Origin of the sequence: Vibrio ostreicida (assembly GCF_013074385.2) — a bacterium.
In the GTDB taxonomy this organism is placed as follows: Bacteria; Pseudomonadota; Gammaproteobacteria; order Enterobacterales; family Vibrionaceae; genus Vibrio; species Vibrio ostreicida.
Map to the genome: position 1 here is coordinate 411,499 of NZ_JABEYA020000001.1, position 23,245 is coordinate 434,743.

Here is a 23,245-nt window from a genome sequence, read left to right on the forward strand (position 1 = left end):
TGACCTCTGGCCCTCCCTGAACGACACGGGTCGTCATTCAGGGAGGGTTTGACGTTAATGCGAAGCAAATAATTGCTGATGGAGCCTCTGAGCGTGGCCATCTGTCATCGACGAAATATAATCGGTAATCACGCGGTACCCCTCACTCGGATCTCGGCTTTGTTGCCATTCATTACGGATTGGAATGGGCAGTAATCTTTCCGGGTCGGCGCTGAGAGCTTCAAAAATATCCATGATAATCTGTTGGCCTTTGTATTCAACAACCTGAACATGGGGCACTTGGATGACGTAGTCGCCGACAAAACGCTTTAAAATATCGAGAGCCTGAGCCATCTGGGGTTCAAGGTAGGCGTTAAAAGCCAGCAATTGACTCTCAAACTGAGTGGTCACGGGCCGAATAGAAATACTGGTTAGCAGCGCATTGACTATGCCGCCAATCGCATCTTTGCGTTGAAACTGGGTGCCAGAAAATAACATCTCGGTAATGGAATTGATATGAGCGCCAAACCAAGGTTCATGACATTGAGAAAGCTGGCTCGCGGCGCCTTCTATCCACTGGTGTCGAGAAACCATGCCTAAGACAATTGCATCTTCGAGATCATGGACACCATAAGCTATGTCATCGGCCAGTTCCATAATCGAACAGTCGATAGACTTAAATTGCGTTTTTTTGTGTTGATATGCGGAGCGTGGTTCGTCTCGTATTTGGAGAAAATTCGATTTATCTGACTCGTGTAATGGCGCCAATACCCAATCAAAAAGCACTTGGTCACAATTATATAAACCTTTTGCTGGGGTCCAGTCTTGTGCTTTCAGTTTACGTTGATGAGTCACACTTTGAGGTTGCTTATCTGCGTGAGTGTCACTGAGTAGGGCAGGGTACTTGAGCAAACCAAGCAAGGTTCGCCGAGTAAGGTTCATTCCGAAGTGCTCGGTGTAAGGCTCCAGTTTGGTGACGATACGAAATGTTTGAGCGTTGCCCTCAAAACCTCCGTGCTCACGCATCATATAATTCAGCGCGACTTCCCCACCGTGTCCGTAAGGAGGGTGGCCAATATCGTGGGCAAGGCACAGGGCATCAATTAAACTGTCACTGGGCAGTAGAGCGCGATACTGGGGTTGTTTTTTCTTAATCTGGGCAACGATTCCAGTTCCAAGCTGCGCGGCCTCTAATGAATGAGTGAGGCGGGTGCGGTGAAAGTCGTCAACACTGTGGCCATGGACCTGAGTTTTGGCCTGCAAGCGGCGAAATGCCGCAGAGTGTAAAATTCTCGCGCGGTCTCGTTGATATGGACTGCGGTGGTCATCACGACGAATTTTATGTTCATCATCGTGGCGTTGGTGCCATAAATCGCTGATTTCAAACGTCATAGGCGGCCTCCCTGTTTGTTCTTAACCTACACCCATATGTCAGCAACTGCAAGTGACACCGCAGGCCGAGTATTAGTCGTCCATACTTAGAATCAGTACTGCTGCGCCCGCGAGGAAAGCCGTCATCATCAGAAAGACATCGTTGTAGGCCATGATCGCAGCATCGCGCTGCATGGTCGCCAGTAGGCTTGCCTGAGCTTGTTGCATCGCGGTGACGGCATCACTGCCCGCTTGAATAAACAAAGCCTGTTGCTGATGAAGGGTTTGCCACCCAAGTTGACTTACCGTCGGGAGTGTTTCTTTGATGTGCGCTAAGTGTTCACGCGTTTTATTATCGAGTAATGTGGCAATGATCGCGATGCTGAATGCGCCGCCTAAGTTGCGCATCACATTGGTCAGGGTTGAGGCATCGGGCGTTTCTATTTTGCTGATGTTTTTCATCGCGACCAGAGATAAAGGTACCATAATAAAAGGGCTACCGATGGCTCGGAGTACCATGGATAAGATCAGTTGCTGCCCACCAAAATCGATTGTCATATGAGTATTGACGTAACAACTTAGGCCAAACATTGCGAAACCGAACGTCACCAGGTATTTGGGTTTTATGACTTGGGTGAGTTTCGGTACTAAAGGGAAAATCAGTAACTGAGGAAGCCCCATCCACATTAAAACCTCCCCAATTTCCATCGCGTTGTACTGCTGGATCTGAGTGAGATACATTGGCAAAACGTAGATAGAGCCCAGCAATGCCATCCCCAGAATCAGGTAAGCAAGGCACGACATTGCGAATTGACGATCGCGCAGCAAGCGCAAGTTCACTAGAGGGGATTTATGGCGCAGCTCGTTGATGACAAAGTAAACTAGGCTAACTGCGGAGAGAATACTCAGAGTCATGATAAAGCGTGAACTGAACCATTCTTCACGGTTGCCTTCCTCTAGCACTACTTCAAGGCAGCCGAGACCTAAAGCCATCGTTAAGATACCGAAGAAATCGGCTTTTTTAAGTATTGAAAGCTTGACGGGTTGGTCTGACAAACCGTAGCGAATCATAGCGATCACCAGCAATGCTGGTGGAATATTGATGTAGAAGATGTAGTGCCACGACAGATTTTCCGTTAACCAACCCCCAAATGTCGGGCCAATCGAAGGCGCAAAGGTCGCTGTGATGCCAAAGAGAGCCATACCGACAGCGCGTTTATGAATGGGTAGAAGTTGAATAACCAACGAAAAGGCGAGGGGAATGAGCGCGCCACCACTAAAGCCTTGCATCGCGCGGAACACGATCATAGAGGTCATATTCCATGAAAATGAGCACAACAACGACGATAGCGTAAAGGCAAGGGTCGTCCAGATCAGATAACGACGTTTGCCCAATGCTTGCGATAGCCATCCACTCAAAGGGATCGCGATCATCTCGGCAACAAGATAAGACGTAGAAATCCAAGAACTTTCGTCCAATGTAGCAGAGAGGGCGCCTTGAATGTCTTTAAGAGACGAGTTGGTGATTTGGATATCCAAAATCGCCATAAAGGCACCAATCAACCCGCCACATAATGCAATCCAGTGACGAATTGGGACGGTTTGCTCTTGTTCATTTGGGCTGATAACAGCGACGCTGGCCATGAGGTTAGCCCCGCGTATCTATCGTCGCGACCACCGAGAGTCCTGGGAGTAATCGGCCAGCGAATTGATCTTGATTCGGTATCACAATTTTAACGGGAACCCGCTGAACGATTTTGGTGAAGTTACCTGTGGCATTCTCCGGTGGCAACAAGGCAAACTTTGCTCCGGTCGCGGGTGAAAAACTATCGACGATACCGCCAAGGGATTCACCGGGTAAGGCATCGAGTGTAATGGTGACGGGTTGTCCAGTGTGGATGCCACTTATCTGAGTTTCTTTAAAGTTTGCTTCTATCCAAACGCCATTATCAGGCACCAAACTCATTAAAGGCGTACCCGCCTGAACCAGCAGTCCATCGCGCACACTGCGCTTACCAATCACGCCATCTGCAGGGGCGTAGATTTTGGTGTAATCCAAATTCAGCTGGGCTTGTTTTTGCTGTGCCCGTGCTTCTGTGACCGAGGCCTGAGCTTGTTCCATTTCACTGGCGATGACCTTCAACTGATCGTAAGCAGCAACGAGGTTGGCTTTGGCTTCGTCCAGTTGAGCAAGCGTGACTTTTTGTTGAGCTAGCCGGCTATCGACTTCATCCTGAGACGCATAATTACGTTTTAGCAGGCTGCGAGAACGCGCGACTTGCTGGATCGCTCGGTCGTATTCCGCTTGTGCTGAATCGACCTGACTCTTGGCTTGGTCAATTTGGCTACGCTGCAGCGTTTGCTGGGCGACTAAGTTTTTTTCGCTCGCTTGCGCGACCTTGAGATGGGCACTGGCTTGTTCTAGTGCGGTTTGATAGTCCCTGTCGTCGATTTGTACGAGGAGTTCACCTTGCTTAACAGTCTGATTATCACTGATGTAAGACTTGACGATGTAACCGGATACTTTGGGGCTAATACTGGTGATGTCCCCTTGTAAGTAAGCGTTGTCGGTAGACTCAAAATACTGACCGTAATTCCACCAGTAACTGCCGCCAACTAAGCCGAGACACAACATAATGGCAGTGGCGATGAATGGGGCTTTATAACGTTTTAGGAGGGGGGATTTAACGGTTGATGAAGTTTCAGTATCGGCCATGGCGTGTTCTTAACGGTGGAAAGTGATGGTAACGAATTGTAAACGATTCACATTAGTTGATAAGATAGGAAAAACTGAAAACACTGTTGCAAAAATAGATTCAATCCGCGGAGGGATAATACGATGGATTTAAATGCCATAACCGTTTTTGTACAGGTGGTTGAATGCAGTAGCTTTACGCATGCAGCGGAAGCACTGAGCATGACTAAATCGACCGTGAGTCGCAAATTATCGGAGCTAGAACAGCATTTAGGAGTGAGATTGATCACTCGTTCGACACGCAGCTTAGTTCTGACGCCAGAGGGGGAACGTTTCTATCAATCAAGCCTGCATGCACTGGAGTCGTTGAATCAGGCTGAACTTGAAGTCAGCGCTCACCAAGATTTGGTGAGAGGCCCGTTGAAAGTGGTGTTACCTGTTGAACTTGGTCACCAAGTCTTAAGTGGTTATATCCATCAATTTTTACAACAATACCCCAATGTGACCATGAATCTGGAACTGACCAACAGAGAGGTGGACATTATTGCCGAAGGCATTGATCTTTATGCGCAAATCGGTGAGCTAGGTGACTCAAACCTGATTTCAAGGCATCTAACCTTTTCAGAACGTGCTTTAGTTGCGAGCCCTGATTATCTCGAAAAATTTGGCGAAATCAAGCACCATCAAGATTTGAAATTGCCCCATCAGTTGATAGAAATAGTGAATAAAGCGGCGCGTTTACCGCAATGGCACTTACAACGGGACGGGGAAGTCCCTCATCAGCTCAATTTACCTCATCAGTTGCGGGTCAATACCATCACGGCTTGCCTGAAAGCCTGCCTAGATGGGCTGGGGATAGCAGTACTGCCTGAGTTTATTTGTACTGAACATTTTCACTCTGGGCAATTGGTCCGTTTATTGCCGGATTATGCTATGCCTGACGTCGAGGTCAGTTTGGTTTACGCAGATCGCCAGCTGATGCCACAACGCAAAAAGAGGTTCATTGATCACTTGCTAAACGCTTTTCAACAGCAATATCCGGCCGTTGGCTGATCTCATCCCGAGCTAAACGGCGCAGAATAAAATGGCCTCTAGCCCGTAAGTGGGTTGTTGTTTAGACTCAGGGATGACATGAACATTCAGCGGCGGATCTTGCGGTGCAAAGGGCTTGAGCGATGCTCGGCTTGGTCGCGATGGACCTTCAACGTATTATCAAACTGCTGATGGTCTCTACGCAAACCTTGGCATTATAGGCACGCGTGAGAATGGCATTACGTCAGTGCGGCTCTCCTATGTCGATAATGAATAAGCATACTGAGGCTGATGAGCGCGGTTAACGTTTCGGCAAACACGATACTGCTCCAAATGCCATTGTCAGGAAAAAGTTGGGGTAAGGTTAAAACGCCGATGACCACAAACATAAATCCACGACTCACAGAGATGAGAGTTGCCTGCTTAGGTTTGGCAATGGCTTGAAATAAATTCGCAATAACCATATTAAACCCCATAAGAGGTACGCCTAAAAAGAAGAGGCTTAAGGCTTTGGCCGCGAGTATGATCAGGGCTTCATCACCACTGAAATACCAGGTGGCAATATGGGGCGCCATAGACCAAATCAATAGGAGGAAAACCAACCCACTGCCTATCGCAGCTTTTAAACCTAAAGAGAGGGTTTGATCAATGTTGGAGAGATGTTTCGCACCATGATTGAAGCTTATAATGGGTTGGCAAGCTTGAGCAATACCGACCATAACAAAGAGAGCAAAGATACCAATGTTGGAAGTCAAACCGTAAGCGATAATATGCTTTTCACCAAACTGATTTAAGAGCACATAGTTAAATAATAATAGGGTCATCGCAGCCGTGACTTCAATAAAAAAAGTGGGCATCCCTAAACTGAAAATATCTTTTATTTTAGTGAGTTCTACACGGCTAAGGCCTAAACGGAGAGCGCCTTGCTTACGTGTAAAATGGCTCAGCAAAATCAGAAAAATAATAACTTGTGCGATGGAAGTCGCAATGGCAGCCCCCTGCATACCCATATCAAGTTTGATGATCAAAATGTAATCGAGGATCAGGTTGGTCATAGCGCCGATTGACATCGCATAGGTTGCTAACTTTGGATTTGCGTCATTACGTACAAAACACGATAAAACCCAACCCACAGCGTAAAAAATTAAAAATGGCATCAACACGATCAAGAAGTCATAGACCAGCGTTGCCATATCGCCTTTTGCCCCCATCATGGCGATGATTTGGTTTAGAAAAATCATCCCCAATACGACGCCGGTTGTTGAAGTCAGTATGACTATCAGCAACGATTGATTGAACCAAGCTTGGCCAGATTGCTGATGCCCTTGGCCCAATTCAATCGACATTCGAGCGGCGCCACCCACGCCAATCATCATTGCAATGGCGGTAAAACCTGAAAACAGAGGCAGAACCAATGACAGCGCACCGAGCCCATCTGCGCCGACTTGTTGTGAAACGAACCAGCCATCACTGATGATAAAAAGCGATTTAATCACCATGCCAGTCAAGGCGGGCCAGAGGTACTGATAAAAGGATTTTGAAATGAGGTCTGTGTTTAAGTTGATATTCATCTGTTGACACCAGAATATTGTTTTCCGGTATTATCAGAACATTAATGACTATATTAAAGGGATTATCTGGTTATTATACGGTACTATTTTAACGTCTTGACCGAAATTGAGTCGGGGATGTGTTCATGTTTTTTCGAAAGAAGCGACTGAAATAAGCGGTATCTGAAAAACCCAAATCATGAGCAATCGTCTTAATCGTTTTGCGAGAGAATGCGAGGTCACGGTTGGCTTCGAGAATAATTCGGTCATGAATTAACTGCGTCACGGTTTTGCCTAAGGCCAAATGGACAATTTCATTGAGGCGTTTATTGGTAATACAAAGCTTATCGGCATAAAACAAACAATTCTTCTGCTTCTTGTAGTATTGTTCAATTAAATCAATTACTTGATTTATTCTAGGGTCGCGTTCTTCCATCGGGCTTTCATCGCGGTGAGAAAAACGAAGTAAGTACCGTAAGAAACTACTGGTTAACGACTCAAGCAGAGCCCAGTCACAGGGTTGTTTGAGGTATTCCTCCTTCATGAGGTTAAACAGTTGAAGTAAGTATTTGTGCCCCTCCAAGTCACAATCCAAGTATGGAGAACTGAGATCCTGACTAGAAAACAGGTGCTTGACGAATGACGTTGTTCGCATACTGACATCGATGAAACCAACAGAAAAAGCCAACAAACGGACATTGTGACTGCTTGGAGACGGCTTGTGGACTTGCCCTGGCGCGATGGTAAAAAAACGTCCAACTTTATGTGGATACTCAACAAAATCGATGTTTTGCTGTCCAATGTCATCCAAGCACCAAATGATTTCCCAATAGTCATGACGGTGAGGCAAAGAGTAGGTCTCATCATTATCGACAGGGCTGTCGATGACTTTACACAGTTGTTCCAATCGCATTTGTATGGGTTTGATTTGAGTCACTATCAAGGCCTTTGATTACTTATCGATTTATACTCTAGGCGGTGATTGAGTACAGTATGGCAGGGGATTTGTGGCCAACTTTGATGAGAGTTGGCGCTTTCGACCCTCAGAAATAAACCTCGGGCTGAATGAGTGGTGGCTGCAATTGTCAGGGCTCACCGTGTTTGATTTATCCCGAAATTTTGTCAAAGGTCGTTGTACAGCTGTCACAAAATATGTCCATAAAATCTTTTACTTCGGGCATGGTTTCAATCAGGGTTTCAATTCTTGAATCTAATCCCTCTTTGACGTGCAAAAATTCATCGTTGTTGAAGCGCAGTTCATTCAAGGTTTTGATGTAGGCCGCGAGGATATCGGCGGCTTTCACAATCGCTTTGTACTCAGTGGCGACATTTTTTTGGACCAGCAAACCTGAGAATTCCTCACGCAAATCTTCGGGTAAAGTGTCTAAACATTCTTGTTCGGCGATATCTTCAAGCTTTTTGAAGGCGGCGGTGAATTCGGGGCTATGATACTTTGTTTTTGAATTCATATCTTGCAGCTTGGTTTCCGAAATTTCATGATAAATGGCAATGACAGCCGCTCTTTCTGGGTTTAGGTTTCCGCCATGGCGCCTATTTTTGATGACAGTCAGAAGGTGAGCAATAACGGAAACCTGATGAGAATGTTCAGAGACATTCTCTTCCTGAAAACAGTGCATCAGTGCCCAACGTTTTATGAGGGGCATTCTTGTTACCCAAGCCATGAATGTACTTTGCTTATTGGTGGTGTCAGTCATCCCCAAGATCCCCAATTGATGCTACGTTTGCTAAGCATATGAAAAATGGTCAGCCATTACTAGCGTATCATTAGCGGGTGATCCAAGGTGTGATAACACGAAACCTATTCGACAAAATAGGCAGGCTCTGCTTTAAAGCGAAAGCACCCTCACTCCTTAAAGAGGTTGAGCGCTTGCCTTGAACCTGTATTCTCGCAAAGACCGGCTTGTTACTCGCGTGCTTGTTAGGCTCTGGTTGGCACTATTGGCTGTAGGTGGTCAAAAATCGTTCAAATCGGCCAATGGCTATTTCCAAATCTTCGACATGAGGTAGAGTCACAATTCGGAAATGGTCAGGTTTGTGCCAGTTGAAGCCAGAGCCTTGTACCAGTAGGACTTTCTCCTGAATCAAAAAGTCGAGCACCATTTTTTGATCGTCTTTGATATTGTACATCTTGGTATCGATTTTCGGGAACAGGTACATCGCCCCTTTGGGTTTAACGCACGAGATCCCAGGGATTTGAGTAATCAAGTCGAAGGCGCGATCACGCTGCTCTAGAAGCCGGCCGCCGGGTAAAATGAGCTCGTTAATACTTTGGTAGCCGCCGAGTGCGGTCTGGATTGCATGCTGCATCGGCACATTGGCACACAAACGCATTGAGGCTAGCATGTCTAGGCCGTTGACGTAGCCCTGAGCGATGTGTTTTGGACCAGTGAGGAACATCCAGCCCCCGCGAAAACCACAGACTCGATATGCTTTCGATAGACCGTTAAAGGTGACGACCATTACGTCATCGGTCAAGGTGGCGATTGAGGTATGCGTTGCTCCGTCGTACAGCACTTTGTCATAAATCTCATCAGCAAAAATAATCAGATTATTCTGCCGCGCTATTTCGACCACTTCGAGCAGAAAATCTCGGCTATACACTGCACCAGTGGGGTTGTTGGGGTTGATTAAAACAATCCCCCGCGTATTGGCGGTGATTTTTTTACGTATGTCATCAAGATCTGGATACCAGTCTGCCTGTTCATCACAAATGTAATGGACGGCTTTGCCACCAGATAAGGAGACGGAGGCCGTCCACAGTGGGTAGTCAGGAGCCGGTACCAGCATCTCGTCGCCGTTATTCAGTAAGGCTTGCATCGCCATAACGATTAACTCAGATGCCCCATTGCCAATATAAACATCTTCAACATCCAAAGAAAGAATCCCTTTGCGCTGATAATGTTGGACCACCGCTTTACGAGCGGAGTAAATACCTTTTGAATCACAATAGCCTTGGGAAGTGGGCAAATTACGGATCACATCGACCAAAATTTCATCTGGAGCGTCAAAGCCAAAAGGAGCAGGGTTACCGATGTTCAATTTCAGTATTTTATGCCCCTCTTCCTCCATACGCTTAGCATGTTTGAGTACAGGACCCCTAATGTCGTAGCAGACATTATCGAGTTTTGACGACATCCCGATATTTTGCATTACTTAAAACCTAAAAATAATTGAATTCCTTTATTAAAATACAACAAAAAGGGCATCGTTAGAATAAAAAACTGAATTAATGTGCTTTTTTACTCATGACCCTAGCGGTTGGGGTTAAAGAATGTGGGGAAATATGGGCTACAACTTTGATCTGGATAGGGTCAATAAATTGAGCAACGATCTAAAATGAGGCAAATTTCATATCCAAGGCGGGGCTGATTTGTTGAATTTTGACCAAGCAGTAACTGAGCTGATTGCGCGCGTAAAAACCGCCGAAGTCGGAGCACATCGAGAGGTCGAGTCGGTGGCGCTGTGTCCCGATTTTACCTACATAGACTGGATGGACAGTCAGCCGTTGTTTCCTAAGTTTTACTGGCAATCACGAGATGCTGGAGAGGAAGTGGTCGCGTTGGGGCACATGGCTACCTTTACTGAATCCGAACTCGCCAGCACGATCGTCAGTGGCGACCAACGTATTTGGGGTGGGCGTCCTTTTGATAGTGACAATGAAACCTCATCGTTCTTTTTCTTGCCACTTATTGAGCTGATTCGGTGTGAGAAACATGTTGTATTGGCGGTCAATATTAGCGCGGACAAACAGCGGACAGTTAAGGCGCTGCAAACCTTGGTTGGTCATGCAGGAGGACTGGCTCCAATGTCGGGCCAGATTAAATCGCTACGGCATGTGCCGGATAGAACACACTGGTCTCGTTTGGTGGATAAGGCATTGGCTGATATCGACAATGATCAATTAGACAAGGTGGTACTGGCAAGGAAAACCTATGTTGAACTGGATACCCCCGTGAGCGCCGCTCAATTGCTCAAGGCCAGCTATGTCAATAACCAGAATAGCTTCCACTTTATGTTGGTGCTTAACCCAAGGTGCAGCTTTCTTGGATCGACACCAGAGCGCTTGTATGCGTGCGAAGGCCAAGACTTGCTGACAGAAGCACTCGCCGGAACCGCAGGACGCGGTCAGGGGACCAATGAGGACATGGCGTTGGCGCACTGGTTGTGCCATGACCACAAGAACCTCGATGAAAATCAGTACGTGGTCGATGACATTATTCAACGGCTCAGACCTTATTCAGATCAGGTCGATGTCGAGCAGGAAGTCAGCTTAGTCAGGTTGCGCCAAGTGCAGCATCTTAAACGTCATATCCGTGCTCGCCTCAAGCCGGGAATAAAAGTGTTACCGTTACTAACAGCGTTACAGCCTACCGCGGCCGTGGCGGGTTTACCTCGTGATGCTGCGATGGATTTCATTCGAAAAAATGAGCCCTTTTCGCGTGGGTGGTATGCGGGTTCAATGGGTTACGTCCGTGAACAGAGTGCGCAGTTTTGTGTGGCGATTCGCAGCGCACTGGTGCTTGAAAATCAGATTCATCTCTTTGCTGGTGCTGGGATTGTCCACGGTTCTGAGGCGAACAGTGAGTGGCAAGAACTGGACAAAAAACTGTCAACCCTGCTGTCATTGATGGTGGATCTTCCACGTTTAGGAGTCGCCTCATAAATGCGAGTCACACATCGGGCAATTTTAAATCGTATTTGGTGTCAGATCATGTTGGAGGAACTGGGGCGTTTAGGCGTAAACGACGTGTGCTTTGCTCCGGGTTCGCGCTCAACGCCACTGATCTTGGAGGCACAAGCACACCGTCAGTTCAAGCTACATGGTCATTTTGACGAGCGTGGACTCGGCTTTCTTGCCTTGGGTTTAGCGAAAGCCAGCCAGCGTCCTGTTGCACTCATCGTGACCTCTGGCACCGCGGTAGCCAATTTACTCCCTGCGGTTGCAGAAGCCCGTTTAACGGGAGAGAAACTGGTGCTTCTCACAGCAGACCGACCGATAGAGTTGATCGACTGTGGGGCCAATCAGGCCATTGTCCAAACGGGTTTATATTCGAATCAGGTTACCGCCAGCCTTAACTTGCCGAGCCCCAGTGCGGAGATACCGCTAAAATGGTTGCTGACTTCGATTGACCAGTTGATGACCGAGCAAGCGCTCAAAGGGGGGCCCATCCATATTAATTGTCCATTTCCTGAGCCACTTTATAGCTCAGAATCACACACGGTCTTTCAGGATTATCTGGCGTGTATCGAGCAATGGAAACAATCTGGACAAGCATGGTCGACCCAATCCGGTTTGCGGCTTGCAACGAGTGGTCTGCCCGATGCACTCATCGCCCAGAAGGGGCTGATTATCATTGGCAGCACCTCGCGACAGGAAGCTGAGCAAGCCAGAATGCTGGCTATTGAGTTGGGCTGGCCCTACTTGTGCGATCCCCAATCTGGGCTTTCTTCTCCATGGGCACACTATGATTTGTGGCTGAAAAATCCTGCGGCCCAGACCATCATGCGTCAATGTGATGTGATTATTCAGTTTGGTTCGAGGCTGATTTCCAAACGTCTTTGCCAATGGGTGGCCTCGCAGGTTGAAGACGGTCATGCAGAGTATCACTATGTTTCGCCGCACCTAGAACGCAACAATCCGAGTCACTTACCTCAGCACCATCACCTTTGTCAGATTGAAGACTGGGTTGAAGGGCTCATGGTTAAGGCCAAAAAGGCGCTATCCCGTGGATGGGGGGAAGCGCTTCAGTATTACAGTGAAAACACAGCGTGCCTGACTCAGGTGCTGATCGGTGAGGCATTGACGGAAATCGGCCTTGCCTTGACATTGCGGTATTTACCTAAGGACACGCAAGTGTTTTTGGGCAACAGCCTGTTTGTACGTTTAGTGGATATGTTCGGCTGTCTGAAAGGCGTGGACAGTTACAGTAATCGTGGCGCCTCAGGTATTGATGGTTTGGTGGCAACTGCCGCAGGGGTTGCCCGTCACTCAGTGCAACCGACGGTGATCTATATTGGCGACACCTCATTGCTGTACGACCTCAATTCGCTGGCCTTGTTCAGTGGGCAAAAAACGCCAGTTGTATTGGTGGTGATCAACAATGATGGGGGGGCGATTTTTGACTTACTGCCGGTCCCAGAGCAGAACAAGGCAACGTTCTATCAACGGCCCCACGGCTATGATTTTAAGTGTGCTGCCGAGCAATTCAAGCTTGGTTATCAGCTGGCTTATACGCTCAATCAATACCGAGTTGTTTTAGAGACTCACCTGCGTGACGGCGAGGGTGCTATGGTGGTTGAGGTGCAGACACCTAGCGGACAGGCGGCTTCACAACTTAAACAGATTGTTGAACAGCTTGATGCTTTTTAGTCTCTGCTATCATCCGGATCAGGCACCGCGGCCCCTCATCGTGTTTTTACATGGTTTTCTTGGTAGTGGTGAGGACTGGACATTATGCCTAAATACGCTGCGTGACTACCCAATAGTCTGTATCGATTTACCGGGTCATGGTCACAGCCAGTCAATCCATTGCGCTGATTTTAAAACCTGTTGCGACAACATAACGGCGACGGTATCGAACCAATTTCCGCATCAGCCGCCTATTATGCTTGTGGGCTACTCTCTGGGGGCAAGGGTAGCCATGACCGGAGTGGCACAAGGGTATTTTTCCGCTCTAAACATTCGAGGCCTTATTCTTGAAGGTGGGCATTTTGGGCTGAGTAACCACACCGACAAACGCATCCGTCTGTGCAGTGATGCGCAATGGGCAAAGCGTTTTTCTAACGAGCCGATGGAACACGTGTTAGCGGATTGGTATCAACAACCGGTATTTGATTCACTTAATGATCAACAACGACAAAGCCTGATTCGTGAGCGCGCGGTTAATGTCGGTGATGGTGTTGCGAGCATGTTGATGGCGACTACGCTAGCCAAACAGGAAGCCCTACTCGATTGGTTGGTCGGCACGGATCTCCTTGTCCATTGTATTTGTGGAGAAAAGGACCGGAAATTTCGTCATCTCATTGAACAAGGTGGTTTGGCTTTTAGTCGGGTCAGACACGCGGGTCATAATGTCCATCGTGAACAGCCACAAGCGTTTGCGAACATTATTCAATCTCAACTTTTGCGGCTCTTTTGAGCCGAGTACATTAACGGCAGGAATTACTATGGCAACGACAGTCGGTCTATCTGAACATCAATTATACGCCCCAATTCACTGGCATGATTGTCGCGGTGAATACCAAGATATTGACTATCAAAAATCGCCAGAGGGCATTGCTAAAATCACGATCGCCCGCCCTCAGGTCTGCAATGCGTTTCGACCTCAAACGGTGAAAGAAATGATGAGTGCTCTTGCTAATGCACGCTATGATGAAGGGATAGGGGTAATTATCCTAACGGGCCTTGGCGACAAAGCATTTTGTTCAGGAGGAGACCAAAAAGTACGTGGTGACTATGGCGGATATAAGGATGAATCTGGCACGCACCACCTTAATGTACTGGATTTTCAGCGTCAGATACGGACATGCCCCAAGCCCGTGATTGCTTCTGTGGCGGGTTGGGCGGTGGGGGGAGGTCATGTATTGCATATGATGTGTGACTTGAGTATCGCGGCCGATAATGCTCAGTTTGGTCAAACTGGTCCTAAAGTGGGGTCCTTTGATGGGGGATGGGGGGCCGCTTATATGGCCCGAATTGTGGGGCAGAAAAAAGCGCGCGAAATCTGGTTTTTGTGCCGTTTCTACAACGCTCAGGAAGCGTTGGAGATGGGCTTGGTGAATACGGTCGTCCCGCTTGAACAACTGGAACAAGAAACGGTTCGTTGGTGCCGCGAGATATTGCAGCACAGCCCGATGGCTTTGCGTTGCCTCAAGGCCGCGTTAAACGCAGATTGTGACGGTCAGGCGGGTCTACAAGAACTGGCAGGGAATGCGACCATGATGTTTTACATGACGCAAGAGGGGCAGGAAGGCCGAAACGCGTTTAATGAAAAACGACGACCGGAATTTGAAAAATTCCCACGGAATCCATGATGTGGGGCTTGTCGGCAGTGGCGGTTTAATGGAAATAACTCAATGCGTGTCCGCCCTCATAAAACAAGCCTCGCCAATGAAATAAGGGAACAGGATGAGAACAGCGAAACTGTATCGCTACCAGCTGCCTATGGACAGCGGAGTGGTACTGAGAGAGCAAAGACTCAAGGAACGAGAAGGCTTTGTGGTGGTACTGACAGATAATGGTTGTGTGGGGCGTGGCGAAGTCGCGCCTTTACCCGGGTTGAGTCTTGAGAGTATGGATGAGGCATACCAACAGCTTCGTACGCAATTGACCGCATGGCAAAGAGGCGAAGGGATCGATGGTTCAGAGCTGTATCCGTCGGTTGCATTTGGCGTATCAATGGCGCAATTGGAACTTGCAGGCCATCTGCCTGAACAAGGCTGCTATTATGCGGCACCATTATGCACGGGGGACCCAGAGGAACTTCTGCCTAAATTGAATCAGATGCCGGGCAATAAAGTGGCTAAGATCAAAGTCGGCTTGTATGAGCCAGTACGGGATGGTTTATTGGTCAGCCTCTTTCTTGATTCAATCCCCGATTTGATGCTGAGGTTGGATGCCAATCGGGCTTGGAGTGCTGAAAGTGCTCAACTGTTTGCGGATAAAGTGGCGCCATCGCTTCGCCAGCGAATAGCCTTTATTGAAGAGCCTTGCCATGCGCCTAGTGATAGCTTTTCATTTGCAATTAACACCGGTATTGCGATCGCATGGGATGAAACACTACAACACTCGATTCGTAACGAAGACTTCTCACTGGAAGACTTTAACGGTGCGAAAGCCATCATCATTAAACCGACCTTGCTGGGTTCGGTTGAGCGCTGTATCGCCTTGATTGAGTCCGCTAAAACGTTGGGGATCAAACCCATTATCAGTTCAAGCATTGAATCCAGCTTGGGCTTAACTCAGTTAGCGCGATTATCACGGTGGCAACTTCCTGATGAAATACCGGGCCTAGACACGATAGGCTTGTTTGAGCAACAACTGGAACAGCCTTGGCCGGGCTGTGATTTACCGATCTCTCGGTTGAGTGAACACGCGTTGGTGTGGCAGGGATGAGTGAAACACCGATGGATGGATGGTCCCCGAGTTCACCCATGAAACAATGGGCAGAGCTCTGTCCAAGGCAACGGGCGCTGCGCACGCAAGACCAAGACTACGCTTGGGCGGACTTAGCACGCGAAGTCGACGCGATAGCCGCTGGCCTCAGTGAGCAGGGGCTCAAACGTGGTGATATTCTGACCTGTATTGGAAAAAATACGCTGGGTGGGGTGTTGATCTATTTGGCTTGTATTGAGCTGGGGGTCGCATGTGCCCTAACTATGCCACTCCCCCCCCTTGAACTTGAACGGAAATTATCGGCGCTCTATCCACCAAATCAGATACGTAACATTTGGACTCAATCGGATTGCTCTCTCCCTAACACCAGACCGTTCAGGATAGACTGCAACGCCTCCTTGACGAAGGCCTCTTTATATCGACCGGACAATCTTGCCTCAATCATTTTCACCTCAGGTTCAACCGGACAACCAAAAGCGGTCGTGCATACCCATCGTCAACATTTGGCATCCGCATGCGGATTGTTGGCTTCCTTCCCTTTTCAGCAAGGAGACAGCTGGCTGTTAAGTTTACCTATGTATCATGTGTCTGGACTCGCAATCTTATACCGCTGGTTATACTGCGGGGCGACGTTAACCATGGCATCGGGCAATCTAGAGAATGATCTTGCTGACGTGACTCATGCCTCGTTGGTTGCGACACAACTTAATCGATTCGTTAGTGATCGCTCGGGCCTAAAACTCCGACAGGTATTGCTTGGTGGCAGTCGGATACCGATGTCTTGCGGTGTGGGTCTCGCCCGTCAAGGCATCCGTGTCTGGCTGGGTTATGGTATGACCGAAGCGGCCTCCACTGTGACGGCCAAGCCGATTGATGGCATAGACTCTTCCGGGAGTCTTTTGCTCAATCGTCAAGTGAAAGTTGAACGAGGCCGCGTTTTCGTTGGTGGGGAAACACTGGCATCTGGCTACTATCAGCAAGGCCAAATTCGGCCTTTGACACAAGATGGTTGGTTCGACACTGGGGATTTGGGAAAGTGGGTCGGTGATGAGCTTAAGATCATCGGACGCGCTGATAATATGTTCATCTCTGGGGGCGAAAATATACATTGTGAGGAAATTGAAACTGTGTTGGATACCCTTCCAGAGGTGACGGCATCGATCGTGGTTCCGATCATAAACACCCAGTTTGGTCATCGACCTGTAGCGGTGATAGCCAGTCAATCCGAGCTTGATATCACAGAGATTGAAGCTTCTCTCTCCGCGACACTGGCCAAATTTAAATGGCCTGATGCTTATTATAAAATGCCGGCCTTTCTCTCTCCTAGTGACGGAAAAATCTCGCGTCATGCGGTAAAAGAATGGCTAGACACCGCCGATAACAAGGTTGCGCTGTTCCCCCTAGTTCAATTAGGTCTTTCATAGTCCAAATATGCATTTATCAAATGTCACGCCGTATCTCATAATAACGTTTCAAAGAGGTCGACAGGGATAAAAGACACAAATGAAAGCGGCAATTATCGTGGCGATAATCATACAGGTTGTCACTGCGACCCAAAGTGATGGCTTACTGAGATCCTTATCTGAGCTTGCGGCGTTTGCCTTAGTGATTGCTTTGGTTTTCATGCATAAAAAGCCCAAAAAACAGCGGGTCACCATCGAGTCAGAAGACCATTAACTGAGTATTAACCAACCCAGTGAGGCTGACGAAATAAGTAGCCAGAGGCCGATGCCGAACAGCAATGGTTTTGGTCCTGCTGATTTGAGTTTTTCGACAGAAATACCGCAGCCAATCAAGAACAGACACACCACTAGAGCTTGTTTGGCCAGTTGGAAAATCCCTTGGTAAATAACGTCGAATTGAGGCAAGAGATCACTGACTGCAATCGCAACGCAGTAAAAGACAATAAAATATGGCAGCGTGACTTTCTTATTCTCGCTGCGGAACAAAAACGCGCTCAGTAGTGTCACGGGAATAATCCACAACGCTCGTGCAAGTTTGAGTGTGGTGGCAGTGGTAAGGGCTTCTTCACCATAGGCGGAGGCTGCTCCTACAACAGAGGAAGTATCATGTATTGCTATGGCTGCCCAAGTACCAAAGGTATATTGGTCGAGATTGAGAGCATGGCCAATAACGGGGAAAACAAACAGCGCAACAGAATTGAGCACAAAAACGGTGGCTAGCGACAAGCCGATTTGCTGATCATTGGCTTTGATTGCTGGAGAGACCGCAGCAATAGCGCTCCCACCACAAATCGCTGTCCCTGACGATATCAAATATCCGATTGTCGGATTTAAGCCTATGGCCTTAGCCGCCCACCATCCAATCAATAGCGTCGCAAAAATACTGGTAACGACCAGCCCCATTCCGTCGGATGTGACCGCAAGAGCTTCGTTGAACTGAATCCCAAACCCTAGACCTACAATAGAGCAGGCTAAGAGTTTCTTGGTGACTTTGGTCAGATTAAGTTGTGTTGGGACCAGCCCTAAAGAGGCCAGCAAGAAACCAATAATCAAGGCGGTCGGTGAGGTCACATAAGGCGTGAGACAAAATGCTCCAGCGAGCCAAAAGAGGAGTGAGGGTTTAATCAGGGTCATAGTGCGACATTACATTGAACAGAGGCAGTAATTCTAGTGGACATCTGGTGATAAGTAGAGTTGATTTGTTTGAACATGCGTTCAATAAATTTGAACGCATGCTTGATGCCACTACTTCCAGTCCCCGCGCAATTCAGCGACTTTATGCTGCATTATTTGGGTCGTGGCTTGATCAGAGGGCACGGGCCTGCCTGCCTCGATTTCCAATTTTGACCAGAATCTTGATGGTAAACCTTGGCAAGCACGTCCTTTATAACGACTGAAGTAACTGCCCCAGAGACCTTTCAAAGCCATCGGGACCACTGGCACTGGACTGCGTCGAAGAATAAGGTCCATACCGCGCATAAAGTCATTCAATTCGCCATCGTCGGTGAGCCTTCCCTCGGGAAAAATACACACCAGATGCCCGTCATTAAGGGCTTGTTTAATATCACTGAAGGCGGAGCGAATCGAGCGGCGGTTAGTCGCAGAAATAGGGATGACACCTGCGCGTTTGAGAAATCGACGTAGTGGCGGCAGATTGGCGTAGTCTTCTTCCATCACAAATCGAATCAAACGTGGGCTGACAGCACTGAGCAAAAGTGCATCCAAGTAACTGACGTGGTTGCAGACAATCAACGCCCCTCCTGTTTCGGGCAGATAGGATAAGTTTTTATGTCTGACTCGGTACAAGGTATGGGTGAGCACCCAAACAATAAAGCGCACAGCAAACACGGGGACCCGCATAAAAAGTACGACACAGACCAAAAAATTCAGCACTGCGAGCAGCAGAAACAACTCAGGGATGCTCATTCCGATCAAGGTCAGGCAAAGAATGCCCATGATCGCGCTGCCGACCATAAACAAAGAGTTGAAAATATTCAAAGCTGCGATCACTTGTGCCCGTTGCGTGATGGGGGCTCTGTGTTGTATCAACGCATAGAGCGGCACAATAAAGAGGCCGCCGGATGCACCCAGCAAGAGCAAAGAAGCGAAGACAGGCCAAAGTTGAGGGGTGCCAACAAACTCGGAAAACGTGGCGAATTGGGGCAAGGTTTCAGGCACTGATGCGGCCATGGTCCAACCAAAAATACTGATGCCAAGGCTACCCAGTGGCATGATGCCGATTTCAATTCTGTGTTGAGAGAGCTTATCACAAGCCAGAGAACCTATGGCGATACCGACAGAAAACAAAGCGAGCAAAAAAGAGACGGCCGTTTCAGAGCCATTCAGATACAGTTTGGTAAAGTTGGGAAACTGAGTGAGGTAGGCGGCGCCAAGAAACCAGAACCAACTAATGGCCAACAAAGCCTGAAAGATGGTGTGATCAGATTTGGCGATAGCCATTGTGTCACGAGTTTGGCGTATTGGTTGCCAGCGAAAGGCAACATCTGGGGCGCTGGCAGAGGCAGGTGGAATAGCGCGACTGGCAAGGTAACCACACAATGAAAATACCACGACAGCGACGGCGGCAATGTATTTTGAATACTCAGAGGAGGCGATGAACCCAGCACCCACCGTGCCTAAAAGAATCGCCAGAAAGGTGCCGGTTTCAACCAAAGCATTGCCAGAGACCAGCTCTTGTGGTTTGAGCTGCTGCGGTAACAAGGCGTATTTGACGGGACCAAAAAAGGCAGATTGCGTTCCCATCAGAAACAGCAGAATCAATAAAATGGTGTAGCTCTCGGTGATAAAACCGATTGCGCCAAGGCACATGATAGCGATTTCAGCCAATTTGACCTTGCGAATGAAGCCGGATTTTTCATATTTATCGGCCAATACCCCGGCAGAGGCAGAAAACAAAAAAAAGGGCAGGATAAAGAGTCCGGCGGCGAGGTTAATAAAAAGGTTACTTGAGATAGGCAAGCTGCCTGCGCCAGCAAAAGCCACCAAAAGGAGTAACACATTTTTGAAAATATTGTCGTTAAACGCGCCGAAAAACTGGGTGACGAAATACGGCAAAAACCGTGTTTGGGTTAACAAAGATGTTGAGCGATTTGGCATGAGTATCCCTATTCCTTTAGGATTCGATGAGCAGGATTACCAATTGGTTAAATAGTTTGTTATTAGATTATTGATCAACTCTTTGCCATCGATGGGTTCTGCGGCGAAGAACTTGTCATCGACACTGAGTAAAGTAATACCATGGACCCCAGACCAGAGTACTCGACTGGCTTGCAGAACCTCAGCTGTGGAACGCTGCGGCGCTGTCGCCTGAAGCAATTGTTCAAGCATACTCGTCATGTTGTTAATACGCTCGGCTTGCCATTCTGGCAGGGTCTCGCCATTCATATTGTGCTCAAAGATGAGCTGCCACCGATGGGGGGAACGTTGGGCAAAATCATGGTAGCAGTAGGCGAGCTCATATAAGGCGGTTTTCGTATTGTGACTTTGAGAAACAACCCTTTTTGCTTCTTCTGCCAATTCATCTAAGGTTTGCGCTACGGCATGAAGTAACAGCAAATTATAGTTCCCAAAGACATTCACTAATGTGCTGGGTACGTAGCCAATCATATTGGCGACTTTGCGTAAACTTAACTCGTGATAAGAATTTTCGTTAAGAAATTGTTTTACTGTCTCTAATGTGAGAGCAATCAGCTCTTCACGCGTGTGATCGTTTCTACGGGCCATGATAAAATTTCAAAAATGAACAACGTTCAATATTCTAATGAGGCAAGGCGCTAAGCGCAACTGACTCAGTACAGATTTGCAATACTTTGATACATGTATTCCTTCTAATGGTGTTTCATTGTGCAATGACACAGGCTAGTATGTCGTTATAAGTAGAAATTTTACCTGTACAGGAAATCTTAAGGAAAAACATGAAACGACTTTTTTCCCTCGTTGCTTTAATCATGGTCTCGGTTGCTATCACGCCGATCGCGGAAGCGAAGAAGTTTGGCGGTGGCAAATCATTTGGTAAAAGCTTCAAAACGGCCCCCGCGCCAAAACAGAAACAGCAAAACACGAATACGGTTGGCAAAGAGCAAGGCGCGAAAAGTGCAAGCTCGAGTAAAAAGGGCCTGATGGGTGGTTTGCTGGGCGGTCTGTTGGCAGGTGGTCTGTTAGCGGCGTTCTTTGGTGGTGCGTTTGAAGGGATCCAGTTTATGGATATCCTGATCATGGGTGCCATTGCGTTTGTGCTCTTTAAGGTGATGAAAGGCGTACTGGCCTCTAAGCAGGGTAGTCTCAATCAGCAAAGGCAGCAGCCTGCTTTTGGCGGCTCTGCACCAAAGTTTGAACAACCCAATGTGCACAACTTTGAGCAGACTCAAACAGGAAGTCAGGGTGGTTTTGGTACGCAAACTGACGTTCCTCTTAACTTTCCTTCAGGGTTTGATCAAACGGCATTCATCAATGGTGCTCGTGAGCATTACCGCATTCTTCAGGGTGCTTGGAATCATGACCAACTTGATACGATTCAAGAGTATGTCTCTGCGAGCTTATTTGAAGACTTGAAGCAAGAGCGTGCTAAGCTGCAAGGCGAACAGCACACTGATGTGATGTACGTTGATGCGGAAATTGTGCGTGCTGATCATGATGAAAAAACGGCTCAGCTTAGCCTACAGTTTAGTGGTCGTTATCGTGACAGCGCCGAAAATGTTGAGGAAGACATTGAAGATATCTGGCATCTGGAGCGTGATTTGACGGCAGCGAATGCGCCTTGGCTGATCGTGGGTATTCAGGGTTAAGCTTCAATAAACCGATACTAAACAGCGCCGCTTCGTTAGGAAGCGGCGCTTTTTTTATATTTGGCCCGTGGTTGTAAACTGCTCAAGCTTACTGAAATAGGGCTGCAGATCACCGATGTTTTTCGCTACCCATTCACTGCTGTAGTAAGTATCTAAATAGCGTTCACCACTGTCACACAGCAAAGTGACGATCGAGCCAGTCTCACCTCTCGCTTTCATCTCACTGGCCAGTTGCAGCACTCCATAAAGGTTGGTGCCCGTTGAAGCCCCCACTTTCCGCCCTAGGATGCTCTCTAACCAATGTGCGGTTGCGACCGAGGCAGCATCGGCAATGGTTCGCATCTCATCAATGACACCCGGAATAAAACTCGGTTCAACGCGAGGTCGGCCGATGCCTTCTATTTTGCTGCCTGTGGCGCCTGTCAGATCAGCATTACCCGTTTTATAGAACTCGTGGAAGACCGAGTTTTGTGGATCAACCACACACAGCCTCGTACTGTGCTGCTGATAACGAATAAAACGACCGATGGTTGCAGAAGTACCACCGGTGCCAGGACTCATGACAATCCACGTCGGGATTGGGTTATCTTCGAGCGTCATTTGGCTAAAAATGGAGTTCGCGATGTTATTATTGCCGCGCCAGTCAGTCGCGCGTTCTGCGTAGGTAAACTGATCCATGTAGTGACCGTTAAGTTCTTTGGCCAGCCGGTTTGACTCCGCGTAGATTTGGTCGGAGCGATCCACGAGGTGAGCCTGCCCGCCATAAAATTCAATTTGTTCAATTTTTTTTGCGGCGGTGCTTTTGGGCATGACGGCAATAAAGGGCAAACCCAGCAGCCTAGCAAAGTAGGCCTCCGACACTGCGGTGCTGCCAGAAGACGACTCAATAATGGTGGTTTCCGGGCCGACCCAACCATTACAAATCGCATAGAGGAATAAAGAGCGAGCAAGACGGTGCTTCAGTGATCCCGTTGGGTGAGTACTCTCATCTTTTAAATAGATATCAATGCCAGCCACACTGGGTAGATCCAGTTTGATCAGGTGAGTATCCGCAGAGCGTTGGAAATCAGCGTCTATTTTGCGAATGGCGTTATTAATCCAGTTATGGTCTGTACACATTGTGTGTCTCCTTATCCTCATGATGACAATAATCTATCCTTATATTAGGAGAAATGCTTTGCTAATTTACCTATAATTTGTTTTATTTGGAGAAA

20 protein-coding genes are annotated in these 23,245 nt (G+C 47.9%); 9 read left to right on the forward strand and 11 right to left on the reverse strand.

The features are described 5' to 3' along the window. Positions 1-54 precede the first annotated feature (54 nt). From HLM86_RS01870 to HLM86_RS01880, 3 genes are all read right to left on the reverse strand, one after another. The gene (locus HLM86_RS01870) at positions 55-1,371 is read right to left on the reverse strand and encodes an anti-phage deoxyguanosine triphosphatase (RefSeq protein ID WP_170882100.1); all 1,317 of its coding nucleotides are present in this window, start codon (positions 1,369-1,371) and stop codon (positions 55-57) included. A 72-nt stretch (positions 1,372-1,443) separates the two neighbouring features. Next, positions 1,444-2,994 (reverse strand): DHA2 family efflux MFS transporter permease subunit, encoded by a 1,551-nt coding sequence (locus HLM86_RS01875; RefSeq protein WP_076585179.1) that lies wholly within the window; start codon positions 2,992-2,994, stop codon positions 1,444-1,446. 4 nt (positions 2,995-2,998) lie between these two features. Beyond that, on the reverse strand, positions 2,999-4,066 hold the full coding sequence (locus HLM86_RS01880) for an HlyD family secretion protein (RefSeq protein WP_076585177.1): 1,068 nt from the start codon (positions 4,064-4,066) through the stop codon (positions 2,999-3,001). A gap of 123 nt (positions 4,067-4,189) precedes the next feature. Here HLM86_RS01880 and HLM86_RS01885 point away from each other — a divergent pair, with 123 nt between their 5' ends. Then, the gene (locus tag HLM86_RS01885; protein ID WP_076585175.1) at positions 4,190-5,098 is read left to right on the forward strand and encodes a LysR family transcriptional regulator; all 909 of its coding nucleotides are present in this window, start codon (positions 4,190-4,192) and stop codon (positions 5,096-5,098) included. 218 nt (positions 5,099-5,316) lie between these two features. Here HLM86_RS01885 and HLM86_RS01890 read toward each other — a convergent pair whose 3' ends face one another. From HLM86_RS01890 to HLM86_RS01905, 4 genes are all read right to left on the reverse strand, one after another. Beyond that, positions 5,317-6,648, reverse strand: a complete 1,332-nt coding sequence (locus HLM86_RS01890) for an MATE family efflux transporter (protein ID WP_076585173.1) — start codon at positions 6,646-6,648, stop codon at positions 5,317-5,319. Between the two features lie 88 nt (positions 6,649-6,736). Then, a complete protein-coding gene (locus tag HLM86_RS01895; protein ID WP_076585965.1) occupies positions 6,737-7,567 on the reverse strand; it encodes a helix-turn-helix domain-containing protein in 831 nt (276 codons plus the stop codon). A gap of 166 nt (positions 7,568-7,733) precedes the next feature. Beyond that, the gene (yfbR, locus tag HLM86_RS01900; protein ID WP_076585171.1) at positions 7,734-8,342 is read right to left on the reverse strand and encodes a 5'-deoxynucleotidase; all 609 of its coding nucleotides are present in this window, start codon (positions 8,340-8,342) and stop codon (positions 7,734-7,736) included. A gap of 241 nt (positions 8,343-8,583) precedes the next feature. Further along, positions 8,584-9,798, reverse strand: coding sequence for a pyridoxal phosphate-dependent aminotransferase (locus HLM86_RS01905; RefSeq protein WP_076585169.1), 1,215 nt, complete (start codon positions 9,796-9,798; stop codon positions 8,584-8,586). Positions 9,799-10,018: 220 nt separating this feature from the next. On the opposite strand from HLM86_RS01905, the gene HLM86_RS01910 reads away from it, so the two are divergent. From HLM86_RS01910 to HLM86_RS01940, 7 genes are all read left to right on the forward strand, one after another. Further along, positions 10,019-11,311 carry an isochorismate synthase gene (locus HLM86_RS01910; protein ID WP_076585167.1) on the forward strand — a complete coding sequence of 431 codons (1,293 nt, stop codon included), beginning with the start codon at positions 10,019-10,021 and terminating at the stop codon, positions 11,309-11,311. Continuing rightward, positions 11,312-13,018, forward strand: a complete 1,707-nt coding sequence (gene menD, locus HLM86_RS01915) for a 2-succinyl-5-enolpyruvyl-6-hydroxy-3-cyclohexene-1-carboxylic-acid synthase (RefSeq protein ID WP_170882099.1) — start codon at positions 11,312-11,314, stop codon at positions 13,016-13,018. Then, entirely contained in the window at positions 13,008-13,787 is a 780-nt protein-coding gene (gene menH, locus HLM86_RS01920) for a 2-succinyl-6-hydroxy-2,4-cyclohexadiene-1-carboxylate synthase (protein ID WP_170882098.1), read from the forward strand. The genes menD and menH overlap by 11 nt, the downstream gene beginning before the upstream one ends. A 28-nt stretch (positions 13,788-13,815) precedes the next feature. Next, a complete protein-coding gene (gene menB / locus HLM86_RS01925; RefSeq protein WP_076585161.1) occupies positions 13,816-14,682 on the forward strand; it encodes a 1,4-dihydroxy-2-naphthoyl-CoA synthase in 867 nt (288 codons plus the stop codon). 94 nt (positions 14,683-14,776) lie between these two features. After that, positions 14,777-15,763, forward strand: a complete 987-nt coding sequence (menC, locus tag HLM86_RS01930) for an o-succinylbenzoate synthase (protein ID WP_076585159.1) — start codon at positions 14,777-14,779, stop codon at positions 15,761-15,763. Continuing rightward, positions 15,760-17,187 (forward strand): o-succinylbenzoate--CoA ligase, encoded by a 1,428-nt coding sequence (gene menE, locus HLM86_RS01935; protein WP_254868733.1) that lies wholly within the window; start codon positions 15,760-15,762, stop codon positions 17,185-17,187. The genes menC and menE overlap by 4 nt, the downstream gene beginning before the upstream one ends. Positions 17,188-17,266: 79 nt before the next feature. After that, entirely contained in the window at positions 17,267-17,440 is a 174-nt protein-coding gene (locus tag HLM86_RS01940) for a hypothetical protein (RefSeq protein WP_170882097.1), read from the forward strand. Here the strand turns inward: HLM86_RS01940 and HLM86_RS01945 are convergent. The 3 genes from HLM86_RS01945 to HLM86_RS01955 all read right to left on the reverse strand — a co-directional run bounded on the left by HLM86_RS01945 (position 17,437) and on the right by HLM86_RS01955 (position 20,970). Further along, positions 17,437-18,360, reverse strand: coding sequence for a YeiH family protein (locus tag HLM86_RS01945; RefSeq protein ID WP_076585157.1), 924 nt, complete (start codon positions 18,358-18,360; stop codon positions 17,437-17,439). The genes HLM86_RS01940 and HLM86_RS01945 overlap by 4 nt on opposite strands. A gap of 111 nt (positions 18,361-18,471) precedes the next feature. Beyond that, complete coding sequence (locus tag HLM86_RS01950; protein ID WP_170882096.1) at positions 18,472-20,343, reverse strand: MFS transporter; 1,872 nt, start codon at positions 20,341-20,343, stop codon at positions 18,472-18,474. Between the two features lie 36 nt (positions 20,344-20,379). After that, positions 20,380-20,970: a TetR/AcrR family transcriptional regulator gene (locus HLM86_RS01955; RefSeq protein WP_076585153.1), complete on the reverse strand. Its 591-nt coding sequence runs from the start codon at positions 20,968-20,970 to the stop codon at positions 20,380-20,382. Between the two features lie 191 nt (positions 20,971-21,161). Here HLM86_RS01955 and HLM86_RS01960 point away from each other — a divergent pair, with 191 nt between their 5' ends. Further along, entirely contained in the window at positions 21,162-22,031 is an 870-nt protein-coding gene (locus HLM86_RS01960) for a Tim44 domain-containing protein (protein WP_076585151.1), read from the forward strand. A gap of 54 nt (positions 22,032-22,085) precedes the next feature. On the opposite strand, the gene HLM86_RS01965 is transcribed toward HLM86_RS01960, so the two are convergent. Then, complete coding sequence (locus HLM86_RS01965) at positions 22,086-23,150, reverse strand: PLP-dependent cysteine synthase family protein (protein WP_170882095.1); 1,065 nt, start codon at positions 23,148-23,150, stop codon at positions 22,086-22,088. Positions 23,151-23,245: the final 95 nt, after the last annotated feature.

Bases quoted from the DNA above. Each gene is read 5' to 3' on its own strand.
- menD (WP_170882099.1), top strand. From the start codon at position 11,312: ATGCGAGTCACACATCGGGCAATTTTAAATCGTATTTGGTGTCAGATC.
- HLM86_RS01965 (WP_170882095.1), bottom strand. From the start codon at position 23,150: ATGTGTACAGACCATAACTGGATTAATAACGCCATTCGCAAAATAGAC.
- menB (WP_076585161.1), top strand. From the start codon at position 13,816: ATGGCAACGACAGTCGGTCTATCTGAACATCAATTATACGCCCCAATT.
- HLM86_RS01955 (WP_076585153.1), bottom strand. From the start codon at position 20,970: ATGGCCCGTAGAAACGATCACACGCGTGAAGAGCTGATTGCTCTCACA.
- HLM86_RS01905 (WP_076585169.1), bottom strand. From the start codon at position 9,798: ATGCAAAATATCGGGATGTCGTCAAAACTCGATAATGTCTGCTACGAC.
- HLM86_RS01940 (WP_170882097.1), top strand. From the start codon at position 17,267: ATGAAAGCGGCAATTATCGTGGCGATAATCATACAGGTTGTCACTGCG.
- HLM86_RS01890 (WP_076585173.1), bottom strand. From the start codon at position 6,648: ATGAATATCAACTTAAACACAGACCTCATTTCAAAATCCTTTTATCAG.
- HLM86_RS01875 (WP_076585179.1), bottom strand. From the start codon at position 2,994: ATGGCCAGCGTCGCTGTTATCAGCCCAAATGAACAAGAGCAAACCGTC.
- menC (WP_076585159.1), top strand. From the start codon at position 14,777: ATGAGAACAGCGAAACTGTATCGCTACCAGCTGCCTATGGACAGCGGA.
- HLM86_RS01960 (WP_076585151.1), top strand. From the start codon at position 21,162: ATGAAACGACTTTTTTCCCTCGTTGCTTTAATCATGGTCTCGGTTGCT.
- HLM86_RS01950 (WP_170882096.1), bottom strand. From the start codon at position 20,343: ATGCCAAATCGCTCAACATCTTTGTTAACCCAAACACGGTTTTTGCCG.
- HLM86_RS01870 (WP_170882100.1), bottom strand. From the start codon at position 1,371: ATGACGTTTGAAATCAGCGATTTATGGCACCAACGCCACGATGATGAA.
- menH (WP_170882098.1), top strand. From the start codon at position 13,008: ATGCTTTTTAGTCTCTGCTATCATCCGGATCAGGCACCGCGGCCCCTC.
- HLM86_RS01880 (WP_076585177.1), bottom strand. From the start codon at position 4,066: ATGGCCGATACTGAAACTTCATCAACCGTTAAATCCCCCCTCCTAAAA.
- HLM86_RS01945 (WP_076585157.1), bottom strand. From the start codon at position 18,360: ATGACCCTGATTAAACCCTCACTCCTCTTTTGGCTCGCTGGAGCATTT.
- menE (WP_254868733.1), top strand. From the start codon at position 15,760: ATGAGTGAAACACCGATGGATGGATGGTCCCCGAGTTCACCCATGAAA.
- HLM86_RS01885 (WP_076585175.1), top strand. From the start codon at position 4,190: ATGGATTTAAATGCCATAACCGTTTTTGTACAGGTGGTTGAATGCAGT.
- yfbR (WP_076585171.1), bottom strand. From the start codon at position 8,342: ATGACTGACACCACCAATAAGCAAAGTACATTCATGGCTTGGGTAACA.